The following is a 16,496-nucleotide window of genomic DNA, read 5'->3' on the forward strand; positions in this document are numbered from 1 at the left end:
ATATTGATCACCTTCCATACTGGTCGGTGGTCCTGTTTTCAATCGGCGTTAATGGTCCTGTTTTCGGTCGGCGTTAACACGTCGGATAAATCAGCAGGCTCCTAGGCGGATCGAGGTGGTGAGATAGTCTGAGCGCACTTCTTACAGGGAACACCTAGTCAGATTTAACTTTGGCGAGGATTCGTAGCGTGGGGTCGATTGATTGAATCGGAACGATTATAAACGTGGTGGCGCGGGTTCAATTCCCGCTCCCGCTACCAGAACGTATGACGAAGGCCCTGCCTCAGGCGGGGCCTTCGTCGTTTCCCGATGCACGTGGCAGTCGCTCGATTCAGTCGCACGGGTCAAGCGCGGCTGCGGGTCACGAGCGAATCCACGAACGCCGAAATCAGCAGCACCACGGAGCCGGCACCCAGGCTGAACCCGGCCGTCACCGTGCTGATGACCCCCGGGTCCGCCGGTGTGGGTGTCGTGAGGTAGACCAGGGACATCACCCCGGCGGCCCCGCCGACCAGGGCCAGGAGGCTCTGCCGCACCAGCCCGGTGAGCAGCCGCCGGTCGCTCTGGTCCGCGAGCAGCCGCACATTGACGTTGAGGTTGCCCATCTCGAGGGCCCGCCCGATCTGGTCGAAACGCCGGGGGAGCCGGCGCACGCTGGGCAGCAGGGCCAGAAGCTCGGTGGTCAGGAGTTCGCGCACGTTGGCCGGCGCCATCTGGTCGCGGATCTGCACGCTCGCCAGCCTGCGGGACTCCTCGAGCAGGTCGAACTCCGGCATGCTGGAGCGCAGGGTGCCCTCGAGCACCGCGAACGCCCGCGCAGCCGCCACGAATTCGGCGGGGATTCCCACGCCGTACCGGGTGAGGATAGCCACCAGGACATCCACGGTCAGCACACTGACCCGCGCGCCGGGCCCCAACTCGAACGTGATGAACGCGCTCAGCTCGCGGCGGAACGACTTCTCGTCCGCACCGTCCCGCAGCGGGGCGAGTTTGAGGAGCCCGTCGGCGATGAGCTGGGTGTCGGACTGGAGAAAAGCGATCAGCAGCTCCTGGATCGTCTCCCGCAGCTGCAGGTCGAGCCGGCCCACCGATCCGAAGTCGACTAGCGCGGGGGTGCCGTCGGCCAGCAGCATGATGTTGCCGGGGTGCAGGTCGGCGTGGAAGACGCCGTCGAAGACGATCTGGCGCACGAAGGCGCTGAGCACGGTGCGCATGGCGGCGCCGAGCTCGGCCCGTGGCGCGTCGGACGTCTCGTTCAGGTCGCTGAACGTGTCGCCGAACAGGTACTCCATCACCAGCACGCGATCGCTGGACAGAGACTCGAACAGCTCGGGGAAACGCAGGTCGCCGGCCCGCGGGCCGCGCAGCTGGAGGGCGCGCATGGCCGAGAGGTTCCGCGCCTCCAGCCGGAAGTCCAGTTGGCGCACGAGGTCGGCCGCATAGTCCTCGGCGACCGCCTTGATGCCCAGAGTTCTGGCCTGCGGAGACGTCAGGCTCATCAGGTTCGTCACCCGCACGGCGATGGCGACGTCGCGCCGCAGCTCCGGCACGATCCCGGGCCGCTGCACCTTGACGGCCACCACAGTGCCGTTCATCAGGGTCGCCCGGTGCACCTGGCCGATGGAGGCCGCGGCGATGGGGTCGGGATCGAAGCTGGCGAAGACGCCGGCGAGGGGTCCGCCGAACTCCTCCTCCAGCATCCGTTCGACCTCGTCCCAGGGGGCAGGCTTCACGCTCTGCTGCAGCGTCGCGAGGGCCCGGGCGAATTCCGGGGGCAGGAAGTCGGATCGGGTGGAGAGCAGCTGGCCCATCTTGACGAAGGCTCCACCGGCCTCCTCCAGCGCGGCCCGCAGACCCTCGGCCTGCACGGCGCGAACGGCTGCCCCGCTCGGGTTGGTCGTGAAGTCGAGCCGCCGCACCGGCAGCAGTCCATTCTTCCGGGCGATGCGCACGAGTTCGGCGAAGCGGCGGCCGCGCTGCAGGAAGGGCCGCGGGGGAGCCGGGCGGCTCCGCTCGGTGGCCAGAGTCAGTTTCGGAAGGGTGATGCCGCGTGCGCCGGCCACTGTTTCAGCTCTCTTGTCGCGCGCCGGCCGGAGTGGCGGGCGATCAGGACTTCAGCATGCCCGGTCAGGATGGGAGACGGGTGCGAACCGGGTGGCACGGGGGGCACGGACAGATCTCGGCAGGGCTCGGCCGGTCGCCCTCGGTGCCGTGAGCCGCACCGCCGCGGGAGTACTCTGGCGACGTGAAAACCTACACCGCCGCCCAGATGCGCGAGGCCGAGACTCCCTTCCTGGCCGAGGGCGTGCCGCTGATGGAGCGGGCATCGGCCGCGCTCGCCGCGGAGACGGCGGCCCTGCTCGAGGAGCTGCTCACGGAAAGCGGGGGAGTGCCGGACGCGCGGGTGCTGGTGCTGGCGGGTGCGGGGAACAACGGCGGCGACGCCCTGCACGCGGCCGCGCTGCTGGCCGCGCAGGGTGCCCTGGTGACCATCGTGCCCACGTCGGCACAGCTCCACGACGGCGGCCTCAGCTCCGCCGTGGCGGCCGGGGCGGCGCTGCTGCCCCTGGCTGAAACGCATGCCGCTCTCGCCCGGGTGGCGCGGGCATCCGCCGTGATCCTCGACGGCATCCTCGGCACCGGCACGAGCACCAGCCCGGCGCTCCGCGGGCGGGCTCGTGAGGTGGTGGCGGCCATCCTTCCCGCGCTGCACGACCCCGGTGCGCCCCTCGTGGTGGCGGTGGACCTGCCCAGCGGGATCGGCGTCGACGACGGCGCCGTGCCGGACCCCACCGTGCTGCCCGCGCACCTGACGGTGACATTCGGAGGCTGCAAACCAGGTCTGCTGCGGGAACCCGCGGCGAGCCTGGCCGGACGGATCGTCGTGGCCGACATCGGCATCGGCGACGAGCTCGAACGGATCGTGGCCCGGGATCGCGGGCAAGTTTTTTCTCTGCTGTTCCCACGGTCGGCGCCGTTGCGTATCCGCGCCCGGAGCATCAATGGACGGTAGTCATTTCCTCCCGCCCAAAGGTTCTGAGGGGGGCCGATACCGTGATCACAGTTCCGCCCGCAGGGTTCGTCGCCGTCTTCGGTATGCCGTCGACTGGTGAGGCGGCGCAACCGTCGCCCGTCCCCGCTCTCGCGGGGTCGGGTGTCCGCTGGAAGACCTCGGCGACATTGACCATGCCGGTGAGTCGGACATCCTCTCAACGCAGCGGTCATTCCGTGCGAGAGCCGGCCACCGCTCGCAGCTCGCCCAGCACCCGGCGCACCGACGCCCGTAGCAGCGTCTCGGGGCGGCTGAGAACGTCGATCTGGCGGCCGACCCGCAGGTCGTCGATCGGCAGCAGCACCAGGCCGGACCCTGGCGCCGGGGCCATCGTGTACCGGGGCAGCAGTGCGATCGCGGACCCCGAAGCGACCACGGAGGCCGCCACGAAGAACTCGTTGATGCGGTGCTCGATCCGTAGGGGGTGCCCGGCGCTCGCCGCGACGACATTCACCGCCTCCGCGAGCGGGAAGCCCGGGTGCCCGGCGATCCAGGGCTCGTCGGCGATGTCGGCGACCGACACCGACGACCGACCGGCCAGAGGATGTCCGACATGCAGCGCCACATCCAGCGGTTCGTAGAGCAGCGGGGTGACCGTGACCCGTTGCGGCCAGAGGGGATCGTGCGGCAGCCGGTGGGCGATGACGAGGTCGTAGTCGGCGACCAGTGCCGGGAAATCCTGCCGTGCGACATCCTCGTCGCCGCACCGGATTGGCGTCCCGGTGGGTCCGGCCGGACTGGCCAGTCGCGAGATCAGAGGCCCGAACCAGGCCAGCCCAGCGCTGTGGAACGCCGACAGGCTCACCGGCGCGGCCGGCTCTTCGTGGAAACGTGCCACCGACTGCTCGGCGGCGGCCATCGCCGTGGACACGCTGGCGGCGGCGGTAGCGAGAGCCGTGCCGGCGGGTGTCAGCACAAGCCTGCGCCCGCGTCGTTCGGTCAGCGCCACGCCCGTGCTGCGCTGCAGCGCGGACAGCTGCTGCGACACCGCCGACGACGAGACGAACAGCGCGCGGGCCACCGCGGCGACGCTGCCGCGCTCGCCGAGTTCCCGCAGGATGAAGAGCTGATGCAGATCCATAAGCAAACACTAAAGTGTTAGTTCAGAATTGGTGATCTGGACTTAACAGATGCCTCCCGGCAGCATTGGCCCATGACCTTCCTCCCGCGGCTCGGACGTTACCGCATCGACGCCGTCCTGCTGCTTGTCGCGCTGGTCTGGGGTGGCAGCTACCTCGCCGCCAAGGTGCTGACCGAGCAGGCGAGCGTGGGCGCCGTGCTCGCGCTGCGCTTTCTGGTGGCTGCGCTGGCGCTGCTGCTGATCTGGGCGTTGAGCCGGCCTCGGCGGCCGACCCGCGCCGAGCTGGCCGGGGGCGCGCTGCTCGGGCTCACTCAGGCGGCGATTCTCTGGTTGGAGACGGCCGGCGTGGCCGTGACCTCGGCCACCAACGCGGGCCTGATCATCAGCCTGACGATCATTCTCACCCCGATCCTCGAGTCGGTCGCGGCGCACAACTGGCTACCGCGTTCGTTCTTCGTGGCTGCGGTGCTCGCGGTCGTCGGGGTAGCGCTGCTCGTTTCCGGCAACGGTTTTCGCGCCCCGAACCCTGGCGACCTGCTCATGCTCGCCGCAGCGCTCGTGCGCGCCCTGCACGTCACCATGGTCGGCCGGGTGACCCGCGCCGACGGCGCCGGCCGCCGGCCCGGGACGCTCACGATCACGCTGGTGCAGGCCGCCGTGGGTGCCCTGGTGTTCACCGCAGCGGATGCGCCGGGAACACTTCGGGCGATCGGCGCCTTCGGTCCGGCCGCCTGGCTCGGGGTGCTCTACCTCGGTCTGGCCTGCAGCGTGTTCGCGTTCCTGGCCCAGACCTGGGCGATCCGGCACACCTCGGCCGCTCGGGCCAGCCTGCTGATGGGCACCGAACCGGTCTGGGCGGTGGTCGTGGGGGTGAGCCTCGGCAGTGAGAACCTCGGCCTGGTGGCGGTGCTCGGGGCAGGCCTGATCATCGCGGGCACCTCGTGGGGACAGCGGGTGGAGCAGGGGCACCGACTACGGGCGGCGGCCGACGTGCTCGCGGTGCCGGCCCCGTCACATCCGTCGCCCGCGGCCATCGGCTGAAGCCGGGTTCGGCTGCAGCTCAGCGAGCGCGCGCGCTCGCGCTCGCCTGCACTAAATCCAGCCCGAACGAATTCGACGGAGATTTTGCCTGAAACGGTCTCAAACCCTCTGAAACAGCGCCTTGATGAGAAAATCTCCGTCGAATTGGTTCGACGCTACACACGGCGCTCCGTGATGAACGGCGTACACGCGCGGTGGGATTACGGGCGGAAGACGGCCTGGGCGACCACCAGGTCCTGCCAGGACATGCCGGAGCTCGTGAAGACGCGGGGGCGCGACTGGTCGACGGCGACCGTGCCGGTCAGGATGTCCCGCATCGGCACCAGGGAATCGGCCTGGATCATGCCCTCCCGGAGCGGGATCAGCACGTCGCCGCCCTCCCGCAGCGCGACCTGGCTGTCTTCGACGACGACCTGCGCGCGTCCGATCAGCTCGCTGGAAACCTCGCGGGCGTCGGGCTCGTGCGACCCGACCGCCACCGTGCAGGAGTTCCGCGGCACCAGGGACCCGTCGAACAGCGGGGTGCGGGCGGTGGTGGCGCAGACGATGAGCTGAGCGTCGGCCACGGCGCCGGGGGTGCCGGTCTGCGCGGGCAGCCCGCCCGCCCGCACCTGCTCGGCCAGTGCCTCGGCGCGGCCCGGGTGCCGGCCGACCACGGTGACCCGACCGACCCGGCGGATGGCGCGCATCGCCTCGACATGCCCGCGCGCCTGGGGTCCCGAGCCGAACACCACGAGGTGCTCCACCTCGGCGGGCGCGAGCAGGTCGGCGACGGCCGCCGACACCGCCGGGGTGCGCAGAGTCGTCAGTGCGATGCCGTCGAGCAGGGCGACCGGGCTGAGCGTGGCAGCATCCATCAGCAGGTAGACGCCCTGGATGCGTGACCGGCCGAGCTGCGGGTTGCCCGGCGCGACGGTGGCGATCTTGACGCCCACGAACTCGGCGGACTGCGACGGCATGAGCAGCAGCTGGCCCCGGTCGAGGGGCAGGATGCTGCGGCTGAAATCAAGCGCCGGGTCGAGCCCAGCCCGCACGGCGACCTGCAGGGCGCGCGCCGCGGCGCCGACGCCGACGCGGGCGAAGATCTCGTCGGCGGAGATCCACGGGGTGGGTGCATCGGGAGCCATGCTCCGACTGTACGTGTCGGAGTGTGGGGGCAGGTCACCCCGATGATGTCCTGCCCCCGACGAGGGGTGCTTCGCTCCGGTCTCATACGGACCCTGCAATCAGGGACTAAGGACCGGTGTTCGGGGAGCCACCCTGCCTGTGTACGAGCGTACGACGATGCCGCGCCCTGCGGAAGGGTCTGGACAAACGCGGCAGCATTTGGTTTCGCGGGCTGACGCGGGGTGACGCGGGGTGACGCGGGCCGACTCGGGCTGACACAGGCCGGCTCGGGCTAGCGCCCCGAACGAATTCGACGGAGATTTTGGCTCTCCTGTCGTAACCGTGGGTTAATCCCGGCCGGGGAGTGCGGGTTTGTGGCCGCCGAGGCTGAGCATGGCGAGGGCGATGAGGGCGTCGGGTGATTTGAAGCCGAAGGCGATTCGGGTGAGCAGTCGGATCTTGGTATTGACGGATTCGATGCGGCCGTTGGAGAGGCCGTGCTCGATCGATGCAAGGATCGCGGCCCGGTGCTTGACGATGGAGCGTTGGAGTTTCACGAACGACGGGATCCGGCAGCGGCGGGCCCATCCGACCCACTTGTCCAGGGCCTCGGCGGCTTCGTCGTGGGGCAGTTTGAAGACCAGCCGGAGGCCTTCCTTGAGGTAGTAGGCCCGGCCCAGGGCCGGGTTGGTGTGAACGACCCAGGCCAGCTTGATCTGTTGTTTCTCGGTGAGGTTTTCGGGGTTTTTCCAGAGCGCGTAGCGGGAGTTCATCATCAACTTCGCGTGCTCGCTGTGAGGCCGGGCCGGGGCGTCGTGCACGGGCCGGCCAACCGTGCGGGACTCGTTTAGGCGGGCCTGTTTGCGGGCCTCGGTCCAGGCGGCCTTGCGAACTTCGTCGAGGGCTTCCGTGGCCCACTTCACGACGTGGAACGGGTCCGCGCAGCGGACCGCGTTCGGGCAGCGTGCTGCGACGACCGACGCGATCCACGCGGCCCCATCCGCGGAAACATGCGTGATCAGAGCGGAACGTTCCGCGCCGAGCGCATCGAAGAACGTGCCCAGGGTGGCCTTGTCCTGGCCCGGAGCAGCCCAGACCAGGCGCCCTGAATCGTGGTCCACGACCACAGTCAAGAACTTCCGGCCGCGCTTGAAGGAGACCTCATCGATCCCGATCCGGGTGAGCCCGGCGAAGGGATCATGGAGCTTTTCCGTGTCAGCCCAAACCCGGGTCATGATCGCCCCGACCGTCCGCCACGCGATCCGCATCAACTGAGTTGCCGCGGTTTTCGAGGTTTGCGTGGCCAGCCACGCGACATATGAATCGAAGTGGCGGGTGTGGCCGGCCTGATGCCTGGCCCACGGCACCGCAGCCACGATCACACCGTGCTCCCGGCACGACACCCGCGGGGCATCCGCCTCCAGAAAGACCCGGGTCGAGCCGAAATCCAAGCCCCGCCACCGGCGGCGGCCTGCTCCGTCGTCGTAGCGCGGGCAGCGCTTCTGGCAGCTCCCACACCGGTTCCGCATCGACCTGGTCAGTCGCACCGACGCAACAAAAACGCCCGCTACCAGGTCGAGATCAACGTCCTCGACCACTGTCTTGTCGACACCGAGCAAAGTCCGCCATATTGTTAGAGACCGCACGCCGTTTTCCCGCCTATAAAGTTTCTTTCCTTTGACAGTCAGAAACCTAGACAGGAAGCGGCGTGCGGCCGTTAAGGCGCTCCGAAACACCCACGGATAGAGCAGGGGAGCCGAGATTTTGGCAGAATTGCCCCTCAACGCGCCTAAAAAGCAGTTCTGCACGAGAATCTCCGTCGAATTGGTTCAATATCGATGAGGACTCACTCACCTAGGCTTGGTGCGACAGGGTTGTTGGCAGGGGCAAGGGAGAGACCGAATGACTGAGCAGAACCTGACTGAGCAGAACCTGACTGAGCAGAACCTGACTGAGCAGAACCGGACTGAGCAGAACCGGGTGGTCGTGGTCGGCGACGCACTCATCGACGAAATGCTGAGCCCGGGGTCCCGCCTGGAGTTCCCCGGCGGCGCCGCCCTCAACGTGGCCGTCGGCCTGGCCGTGCTCGGTGTGCCGACCACCCTGATCGCCATGGTCGGCGACGACGCCGACGGTGCCCGGCTGCGCGAGTTCCTCGCCGCGCACGACGTGACTTTGGTCGCCACACCCGGGCCGTTTGGCAGCTCCCGCGCCACCTCCGACCGCACCGACGGCGAGCCCACCTACGCCTTCAACGAGGCCGCGCGGAAGCGCCGCATCGAGTTCGGCCCGGCCGAGCGCGCGGCCCTGGACAACGCCCGCCTCGTGGTCGTGAGCTGCTTCCCTTTCGACGACACGGCCCAGACGGATGCCTTCATCGCCGCGGTCGCGGAGCCGGAACGCCGCCTCGTGATCGACCCGAACCCGCGTTCGGGCATGCTCGCCGACGGCGACCTGTTCGTGGCGAACTTCGAACGAATCGCTGCCCGGAGCCTCCTCACGAAGGTGGGGGACGAGGACGCCGAGCTGCTCTACCGCAGCACCCTCGAAGAGTTGCGGGAGCGGCTGCTGGCTGCCGGCACGCAGACGGTGCTGGCCACGGCCGGGCGCGCGGGGGCATCCGTTGCCTGCGGTGCCGATCTGCGGGTCAGTGAGCCGATCGCCGTGCTTCCCGGCGCCGTCGTCGACACCATGGGCGCGGGCGACGCCACCCTCGCCGGGGCCGTGCAGACCATGCTGACGAGGGGCGTGCCCACGGATGCCGCGGGCTGGCAGGCCCTGCTGGCCGACGCCATGCTGATCGCGGCCGCCACCTGCCGCCGGGAGGGTGCCCTACTGCGCGTACCCACCGCGGTCTAGGCGGCGCCGGCCGGCTTGACCGCCCGCACAATGGCGCCGTGCATCCCGTCGGTCACCTCGTGGGTCAGGGTGACGCTCACCTGCTCGAAGCCCGCGGCGGCGAGCAGGGACTCGTACTCCGTGATCGAGAGCGCGCCGGCGATGCAGCCCACGTGGGAGCCGCGCTCGGCCCGATGGGCGGGCGCGAGGTGGTTCTCGGCCACAACGTCGGACACTCCGACGCGGCCGCCGGGCCGCAGCACGCGAAACATCTCGCCGATCACGGCGGGTTTGTCCGTCGACAGGTTGATCACGCAGTTGGAGATGACGACGTCGACGCTGCCGGAGCCCAGTGGGATCTCCTCGATCGTGCCTTTCAGGAACTGGACGTTCTGCGCCTAGGCTGCGGCCGCATTGTGCCGGGCCAGGTCGAGCATCTCGTCGGTCATGTCGAGGCCGTAGGCGAACCCGGTGGGGCCGACCCGGCGGGCGGAGAGGAGCACGTCGATGCCTCCGCCCGAGCCGAGATCGAGCACGGTTTCGCCGGCCTGCAGGTCTGCGACCGCCGTGGGGTTGCCGCAGCCGAGGCTCGCCAGCAGGGCCGCGCCCGGGAGGTCAGCGGTCGACGCGTCGTCGTAGAGCGCGGAGCCGAAGACCAGGCTCTCGTCGATGGCGGCCGGTTCGCAGCAGCCGCCGGCAGGCGTCTCGGTGAGCAGCGACCGACGCCCCTCATTCGTAACCGAGACGGCCACGCTCGCGTAGCGGGACCGCACCTCTTCGCGCACCGGGTTACTGTTCTCGCTCATGGCGTTCTCCCTCGACTGAGACCTACATACATTGATGACTATCGATGCAATCTACCGCCGAAAATCGATCGCCGTCAATCCACGCGCGTGAGGGGACGCAAATCGACGCTCCCGGGCCGGATGCGGGCCCGACGCGGCAGCCTGGTCGCGGCGCAGGCGCCCCTTCCGGAATGATCAGCCGACATCGACCGGCTCCAGGGTGGGCCGCTTGGGCGGGCGGCCGTCTCCGGAGGAGCGTCCGGTGAGCCGGCGTCCGATCCACGGCAGCACGAACTCGCGGTAATACGCGGTCGTGCTCTGCACCTGCTCGTCGGCCGCGGCGGGCGCATCCAGCCACTCCACCGGAACCGACACCCCCAGCTCGGCCAGCACGTTTGTGGCCACCCGGGTGTGCCCGAGCGCGTTGAGGTGCAGCTTGTCGACCGACCAGAACCGCTTGTGCTCCAGCTCGGAGTCGGCCCAATTGTCGACGAGCGTGACGCCCGGCCGGTCGAAGGCGGCGCGCGCGGCATCCGCCAGCTGATCGCCGCGCCGGCGCATCAGGTAGCCGAGCGGCAGGTGGCGCGAGGGATTGCCGCCACTGAGCACCAGCACGTGCACGCCCTGCGCCTCGGCCCGGTCGACGACCTGCCGCATCAGGTCGACCACATAGGGGATCTCGACCCGCGGCCGCATCACGTCGTTGCCGCCGCCGCAGATGCTGAGCAGGTCGGGGCCGAGCGCGAGCGCGGACTCCAGCTGCTCCGCCACGATCGGGCCGAGCAGCCGACCGCGCACGGCGAGGTTGGCGTAGGAGACGGGGTGGGCGGATGCCGCGGCGAGCCCGAGCGCGACCAGGTCGGCCCAGCCGCGCACCTGGCCGCCCGGCAGGTCGTCGCCGACGCCTTCGGTGAAACTGTCGCCCATGGCCACAAAGCGATGGAACATCCGGACCCCCCGTCTCGGTACTGTGTGTGTGTCCCGGTTCCGGGCTCGGCTACTCGCTCGGGTGGGTGTGCCGGGTTCCGTGGGTCTGCTCGGTGCCCTGGCCCTGCTCGACCGTAAGGTTCCACCGTGCGTTGAGCACGTCGCGGGCCTGCTGGGCCGCGCGGCGCACCTCTTTGTCGGGGTCGCGCAGACGCTGCACGATGGTGGCGAGGTGGTCGGCGGTGCCCTGGGCGGCCAGCGCGTGCAGGGCCGCGGCGCGCACGCGCGGAACCTCGTCGGTGGTCAGGCGCACCAGCTTGGGCGCCACCTCGAGGCCGCGCAGCAGGACGACCTTGGCGCACATCTCGCGCACCCGCCAAGCCTGGTTGTTCATGCCGACGACGATGTACGGTGCCGCCGTTTCGCCCCAGACGTAGAGCAGCGCACGGGCACCCCACAGCTCGGGCCAGTAGAGGGCGGGGGCACCTTCGAGGATGCCCAGGGCGTGGCGTCCGCCGGCGTAGAGCAGGAAGTCCTTGCCGGCGTTCTTGGCGCGGAGTAGCGCGACGGAATTGTCGATGACGGCCTGTTCGCCATAATGCGCGACGGCCGCATGGATGCGTTCGGCCGTGGGCAGGTCGATGGGAAGGTCGGGGTGTGGCTCTAATTTGTTAGGCATGACGTGTCTACGCTAGCAAGCGGGCGTGTCGCAGGCCAATGCCGGACTGTCAGGCGGGGCGTTCCGGGGAGGCAAACGTGCGCTCGAACCCGGTCGCGTTCTCGTAGATCCCGTAATTGCCGATCTCCCGGTAGCCGAGGCGCCGGTACAGCGCGAGCGCCTCCGGCTGCGCGTGGCCCGTCTCCAGGCGCAGGTGCCGGTAGCCGAATTGCTGCGCCACCTCCTCGAGGGCGGCGAGCAGGGCCACGGCGTGGCCCTGCCGGCGGTAGGCCGGGTTGGTCCACATCCGTTTCACCTCGCCGGTCGTCTCGCTCAGGCGACGGATGCCGCCACCCGCTACCGTCACGCCCCCATCGAGCAGCACGAGGAAGGTGCCGCTCGGCGGGGCGAAGGCATCCGCCGGCACGTCGTGCACCGAGTCGCCGTCGCCGTACCGCTCGTCATACTCCCGCGCCAGGTCGGCCAGGAGCGGGACCACCTCAGGGTCACCCAGACGCACGCGCTTGATCTTCACACCAGCCAGTCTGCCCGATGGCGCCGTCCCCGGCCGAGGCCGGTAAACTCGGCCTGTGTCTGTCAACCCCGAACTGCAGGGCCGGGTCTTCCCGCCCGTCGCCCCCTATCTCGTCGGCCGGGAGAAGGTGCGCGAGTTCTCCCGCGCGGTCTTTGCCACGAGTCCGATCAACCTCGACCCGGAGGCCGCGCGCGCTGCGGGCTACGCCGACGTCGTCGCCCCGCCCACGTTCGCCGTGGTCGTTCAGGAGGCCACCCTGGCGCAGCTTCTGGCCGTCCCGGATGCCGGCATCGACTTCACCCGCGTCGTGCACGGAGACCAGCGGTTCACGTTCAGCCGCCCGATCGTGGCCGGTGACGAACTCACCGCCACGCTCCACGTGGCCGGCGTAAAGAGCCTCGGCGGCCACTCCATGGTGACGGCCGTGTCAACCATCGTCGACGCCGCCGGCGCGCACGTCGTGACCGCGACCTCCACCCTTGTCGTCAGGGGAGACGAATGACCATCATCGCTACGCCCCGCCTCGCCGACCTGACCGTCGGAGACGTCGTCGCCGAAGGCACGTTCCCGCTCACGCGCGACTCCCTCGTGCACTACGCCGGGGCATCCGGAGACTTCAACCCCATCCACTACCGCGACGACGTGGCCGTGTCCGTGGGACTGCCCGGCGTGCTCGCGCACGGCATGCTCACCATGGGCTTCGCCGTTCAGCCGGTCGTCGCCTGGGTCGGCGACCCCGGCCGCATCGTGGACTATCAGGTGCGGTTCACCCGCCCCGTGCTCGTGCCGGCCGACGGCGCGGCGGTCGTGACCGTGGTCGCCAAGGTCGGCGCCATCGACACGGATGCCGGCGTCGCCCGCATCGACCTCATCGTGTCGTCGGGCGAGGTGACTGTGCTGGGCAAGGCGCAGGCACGCGTGCGCCTGGTCTGAGTGGTCGTTCCCGATGACGAGCCCCGCTGCCTCCGCGCCGACCTTTGCCGACCTGACCACCATGGGCGTCGGCGGCCCTGCCGCCCGGATGGTGTCGCCCGCCACCGAGCAGGACCTTGTCGACCAGACCCTGATCGTGTGGGCCTCGGGCGATGAGTGGCTGCTGCTCGGCGGCGGATCGAACACGATCGTGGCCGACGAGGGCTTCGACGGTACGGTGATCCGGGTGCTGACCCGCGGGGTGGACGTTGTCTCGGCTTCCTCTCCCGCGTCCCCTTCGCCGTCTGATCACCCGGACCGGCTGGTGCTGCGAGTGCAGTCCGGCGAGCCCTGGGACGAGCTGGTGGCCTACACCGTGGCGCAGGGCTGGTCCGGTATCGAGGCACTCTCCGGCATCCCCGGTTCGACCGGGGCCTCCCCGGTTCAGAACATCGGCGCCTACGGCCAGGAACTCGGCAACAGCCTGGCTGCCATCGACTTCCTCGACTACGACAGTGGCGAACGGCGACGGATGGAGGCTGGCGAGCTCGAACTGGGCTACCGCACCTCGGCTCTGAAACAGGGGCTCCGCGGTCTGGTGATCGCGGTCGAATTGAACCTGCACGACACGCAGAGCGAGGCATCCGTTCTCGGCGGCGCGCTCAGCCGGCCGGTGTCCTACCCGCAGCTCGCGACCGCACTCGGCGTGCAGCTGGGCGACCGGGTGCCGCTCGCGCAGCTGCGGGGCGCCGTCCTGGCCCTGCGCGCCGGGAAGGGCATGGTGCTCGACCCGAATGACGCCGACACCCGCAGCGCCGGCTCCTTCTTCACCAATCCGATCGTGTCGCTGGCGTTTTCGCGCACGTTGCCGGACGCCGTGCCCCGCTGGCCGTTCGGCGAGCAGGAACTGCCCGACCGGGTGATCCCGCTCGACGAGTATGCCGGCGTCGGACCGATCCCCGGGGAGCGGTCCGTGCCGCTCGTGAAGCTGAGCGCCGCCTGGCTGATCGAGCACTCCGGGATCTCGCGCGGCTTCCGGCTGCCGGGCTCCCGCGCCGCGATCTCCAGCAAGCACACCCTTGCGCTGACCAACACTGGCGGGGCCACCGCCGACGAGATCGCGCAGCTCGCCCGGCTGGTGGAGGCTCGCGTGCAGTCCGAGTTCGGCGTGATCCTGCAGCCCGAGCCCGTGCTCGTCGGCCTCGACGCCTAGCGCGGCCCGCGCCGCTCTCGCGGGCCTGAAGCCGTCAGACCGGGGTGTGAGCGTGGGCGGGGGCATCAGCCGGCGCGGCGGAGCGCGGCGATGATGCCGACCACGATGAGCAGGAGTCCGATCACGATCACGCCGCCGAGCAGCCAGAGCGTGGGATCGGCGGGAGCAGGCACCAGCACCCCGAGCAGCACGTAGCCGGCCAGGGCGAGCAGGATCACTCCCCAGACGATCGTGCTGAACAGGGGGCGGCGGAGGGGTCGCACGGATGCCTCGGGGTACGCCGGTTCGGCGGCGGCGGCGGTCGGGGCCGCGGCGCGGGCCGTCGGCACCGGCGCGACCGGAAACGGCGGGTCCGAGGCGAGAAACGCCGGTGCCGTCGCTGGCGGCTCGACGGAGGGCTCCATCGCGTAGTCGGGGATGGGGCTCGGATAGGCGACCGTGTGAGCCGGGGCTGCACGGGTGGTCTCAACCTCCACCTCGTGACCGCTCTCCCCATGGCCCTCGGGCTCGGCGGGCGCGGGGTCAGGTGATGCCGTCACGGACGTGACGGCATCCGTGGGCTGATCGTCGAGCGGCCGGGCGAACGGCGGGTTCGGCGGCTCGTTCGGCGGCTGGTTCGGGTCGGGGGTCGTGGTCATCAGGGTTCCAGACGCGAGGGGCCGACGACGGTGACCTGGCCGAGCACCGTCCAGACGCGGACGCGGGCCACGGTGCCGGTGCCGTCGTCGTTGAAGGTACGCGAGTCAGAGTAGAAGGCGCCGCCCTGCTGCACGGCGACCGAGCCGCCGACGTAGTCGATCCCGCCGGCCAGCGCATTCGTCTCCACCAGCACGGCCCGTCCGCGGGGCAGGATCAGCTCGGTGACGCCCACGCCCATCCAGATATCGATCGTGCGGTCCTCCACGCTCGCCGCGTTGAGGGCGGTGAGATCGATGGTGGCCCGGCCGGAGAGCACGGCATACCCCGGGGGAGCAGCGTCGGCATCGGCGCTGACCGTCCAGACCGGGATGCCGACCAGGAAGAACGCGGTGCCGCTCGGGAATAGGCCCAGCAGCACCAGGGCCACCGCCGCGAGGAAGGCGAACCCACCCAGGGCGCCGCTCTGCTTTCCGCGAATGCCCGACACGATGATGCCAACGGCCAGCACCCCCAGCGTGACGGCCAGGCCCAGCACCAGCGCGGCATCCGACCAGTTGCCGCCCGACCACACACCGGCGGCGACCGCGCCGCAGAGCAATGCCGACCCGAGCACGATCGCGCTGAAGCCGGCCCCGGGGCGAAGGTCGCGCCAGGAGCCGCGTCCGGGTGGTGGCGCGGCAGGGCCGCCGACGGTGACGGCGCCGCCGGCTGTGCCGGCTGTCCCGGAGCTGCCCGCTGCTTCGGCGGGCTGCATCGCCCCGAAAGCGACACCGGCCCCGATGCCTTCCGCGGCGGTGCTGTGCGGGTACCCGCCGACCGACGCCGTGGTGCGTCGGGCCAGGAAGAACACCAGCCAGATGAGCCCGATCGTCACCCCGACGCTCCAGCCCACCGCGAGTGTGGTCGCCAGCCAGTCGGGCAGCACGGCCGCCGGGCTCTGCCACCACAGGCTGCGCGTGTAGGAGGCGAAGCTGATGCCCACCAGCGCGATGATCCCGATCATGACGGGCGGGAAGACGCCGCGAACGGCCTGTTCGGCATGGATGCGACCGATCGGGTCGGGCAGGAGAGCCCAGCCGACCGCGTACGTGAAGAGAACCGGACCGCCGAGGACGCCCAGCGCGATGGTCACAACTCGCACCAGCGTGGGGTTCAGCCCAGCTCGCAGTGCGACTCCGCCGCAGACGCCGGCCAGCCAGCGGTCGCTCCCGCGCACGATCCCCGTGGAACGGATTGCGGCGAAGAAGTCGTTGCTCCCGTCGGAGGGGGGAGTGCCGGGCCCCGCGGCCGACGGCGTCGTCTGGCTCTCGGGTGCGTCGGTCATGCTGCCAGTGTGCTCGCGGTGGCCCGAGCCGACAATGCCGGGTGTCGTTCGGTGAGTGAGCCCTGATGGCTGCGGGCGATGGGGGTTCGCGGCTCGGGGTTCCGAGGCGGTTGTTCTGGAGGCCGACGCAGGCGCGCAGTGGACCGCGACGCGGGACGGACGTGCGCTGCAAACGCCATGTCGGTCGAGTCTGGGTCCTGCCGCAACTCGTCCCGAACGAATTCGACGGAGATTTCACTCTGAACAGCGCGTTTGGGCTCAAAAACGGGTGTTTGGCCCAAAATCTCCGTCGAATTGGTTCGACGCCGGGCCCGGTGCTCATCCTGTGATGAACAGTGTCCACGCGGTGCGGTCAGCTCTGACCTTCCGGGAGCGACACAACAA

Annotated in this window: 15 protein-coding genes and 1 pseudogene; 6 read left to right on the forward strand and 10 right to left on the reverse strand. The window is 69.9% G+C overall.

Going from position 1 to position 16,496, the window contains the following annotated elements; translation table 11 throughout:
- Nucleotides 1–344: 344 nt before the first annotated feature.
- Nucleotides 345–2,063: an AarF/ABC1/UbiB kinase family protein gene (locus CXY82_RS07490; protein ID WP_104170371.1), complete on the reverse strand. Its 1,719-nt coding sequence runs from the start codon at nt 2,061–2,063 to the stop codon at nt 345–347.
- 182 nt (nt 2,064–2,245) lie between these two features.
- On the opposite strand from CXY82_RS07490, the gene CXY82_RS07495 reads away from it, so the two are divergent.
- Nucleotides 2,246–3,013, forward strand: coding sequence for an NAD(P)H-hydrate epimerase (locus tag CXY82_RS07495; protein ID WP_233199246.1), 768 nt, complete (start codon nt 2,246–2,248; stop codon nt 3,011–3,013).
- A 208-nt stretch (nt 3,014–3,221) separates the two neighbouring features.
- Here the strand turns inward: CXY82_RS07495 and CXY82_RS07500 are convergent, their stop codons facing one another.
- A complete protein-coding gene (locus CXY82_RS07500) occupies nt 3,222–4,133 on the reverse strand; it encodes a LysR family transcriptional regulator (protein WP_104170372.1) in 912 nt (303 codons plus the stop codon).
- Nucleotides 4,134–4,205: 72 nt separating this feature from the next.
- Here CXY82_RS07500 and CXY82_RS07505 point away from each other — a divergent pair, with 72 nt between their 5' ends.
- Nucleotides 4,206–5,174 carry a DMT family transporter gene (locus CXY82_RS07505; protein ID WP_104170373.1) on the forward strand — a complete coding sequence of 323 codons (969 nt, stop codon included), beginning with the start codon at nt 4,206–4,208 and terminating at the stop codon, nt 5,172–5,174.
- A 200-nt stretch (nt 5,175–5,374) separates the two neighbouring features.
- Here the strand turns inward: CXY82_RS07505 and CXY82_RS07510 are convergent, their stop codons facing one another.
- Nucleotides 5,375–6,301 carry an ornithine cyclodeaminase family protein gene (locus tag CXY82_RS07510; protein WP_104170374.1) on the reverse strand — a complete coding sequence of 309 codons (927 nt, stop codon included), beginning with the start codon at nt 6,299–6,301 and terminating at the stop codon, nt 5,375–5,377.
- Between the two features lie 327 nt (nt 6,302–6,628).
- Nucleotides 6,629–7,927 carry an ISL3 family transposase gene (locus CXY82_RS07515; protein ID WP_104170375.1) on the reverse strand — a complete coding sequence of 433 codons (1,299 nt, stop codon included), beginning with the start codon at nt 7,925–7,927 and terminating at the stop codon, nt 6,629–6,631.
- 256 nt (nt 7,928–8,183) lie between these two features.
- Between CXY82_RS07515 and CXY82_RS07520 the strand changes: the two genes are divergently transcribed.
- A complete protein-coding gene (locus CXY82_RS07520) occupies nt 8,184–9,140 on the forward strand; it encodes a carbohydrate kinase family protein (protein WP_104170376.1) in 957 nt (318 codons plus the stop codon).
- Here the strand turns inward: CXY82_RS07520 and arsM are convergent.
- The 4 genes and pseudogenes from arsM to CXY82_RS07540 all read right to left on the reverse strand — a co-directional run bounded on the left by arsM (nt 9,137) and on the right by CXY82_RS07540 (nt 12,024).
- Nucleotides 9,137–9,925: pseudogene (gene arsM / locus CXY82_RS07525) on the reverse strand (arsenite methyltransferase). The gene CXY82_RS07520 and the pseudogene arsM sit on opposite strands and share 4 nt — an antisense overlap.
- 174 nt (nt 9,926–10,099) lie before the next feature.
- Complete coding sequence (locus CXY82_RS07530) at nt 10,100–10,852, reverse strand: SGNH/GDSL hydrolase family protein (protein ID WP_104170377.1); 753 nt, start codon at nt 10,850–10,852, stop codon at nt 10,100–10,102.
- Nucleotides 10,853–10,901: 49 nt separating this feature from the next.
- Nucleotides 10,902–11,510 carry a HEAT repeat domain-containing protein gene (locus CXY82_RS07535; protein WP_104170378.1) on the reverse strand — a complete coding sequence of 203 codons (609 nt, stop codon included), beginning with the start codon at nt 11,508–11,510 and terminating at the stop codon, nt 10,902–10,904.
- A 49-nt stretch (nt 11,511–11,559) separates the two neighbouring features.
- Entirely contained in the window at nt 11,560–12,024 is a 465-nt protein-coding gene (locus CXY82_RS07540) for a GNAT family N-acetyltransferase (RefSeq protein ID WP_158250258.1), read from the reverse strand.
- Between the two features lie 55 nt (nt 12,025–12,079).
- Between CXY82_RS07540 and CXY82_RS07545 the strand changes: the two genes are divergently transcribed.
- From CXY82_RS07545 to CXY82_RS07555, 3 genes are read left to right on the forward strand one after another with little or no spacing between them, the layout of a single operon-like run.
- Nucleotides 12,080–12,526 (forward strand): MaoC family dehydratase N-terminal domain-containing protein, encoded by a 447-nt coding sequence (locus tag CXY82_RS07545; protein WP_104100749.1) that lies wholly within the window; start codon nt 12,080–12,082, stop codon nt 12,524–12,526.
- The gene (locus tag CXY82_RS07550; protein ID WP_104100750.1) at nt 12,523–12,957 is read left to right on the forward strand and encodes a MaoC/PaaZ C-terminal domain-containing protein; all 435 of its coding nucleotides are present in this window, start codon (nt 12,523–12,525) and stop codon (nt 12,955–12,957) included. The genes CXY82_RS07545 and CXY82_RS07550 overlap by 4 nt, the downstream gene beginning before the upstream one ends.
- 13 nt (nt 12,958–12,970) lie before the next feature.
- Nucleotides 12,971–14,149, forward strand: a complete 1,179-nt coding sequence (locus CXY82_RS07555; RefSeq protein ID WP_104170379.1) for a UDP-N-acetylmuramate dehydrogenase — start codon at nt 12,971–12,973, stop codon at nt 14,147–14,149.
- A 65-nt stretch (nt 14,150–14,214) separates the two neighbouring features.
- On the opposite strand, the gene CXY82_RS07560 is transcribed toward CXY82_RS07555, so the two are convergent.
- The gene (locus CXY82_RS07560; protein WP_104170380.1) at nt 14,215–14,787 is read right to left on the reverse strand and encodes a tetraspanin family protein; all 573 of its coding nucleotides are present in this window, start codon (nt 14,785–14,787) and stop codon (nt 14,215–14,217) included.
- Nucleotides 14,787–16,112 carry a PspC domain-containing protein gene (locus CXY82_RS07565; protein WP_104170381.1) on the reverse strand — a complete coding sequence of 442 codons (1,326 nt, stop codon included), beginning with the start codon at nt 16,110–16,112 and terminating at the stop codon, nt 14,787–14,789. Before CXY82_RS07565 ends, CXY82_RS07560 begins: the two co-directional genes overlap by 1 nt.
- Nucleotides 16,113–16,496 lie beyond the last annotated feature (384 nt).

Source organism: Cryobacterium sp. M23 (assembly GCF_002929655.1).
Taxonomy (GTDB): Bacteria; Actinomycetota; Actinomycetes; order Actinomycetales; family Microbacteriaceae; genus Cryobacterium; species Cryobacterium sandaracinum.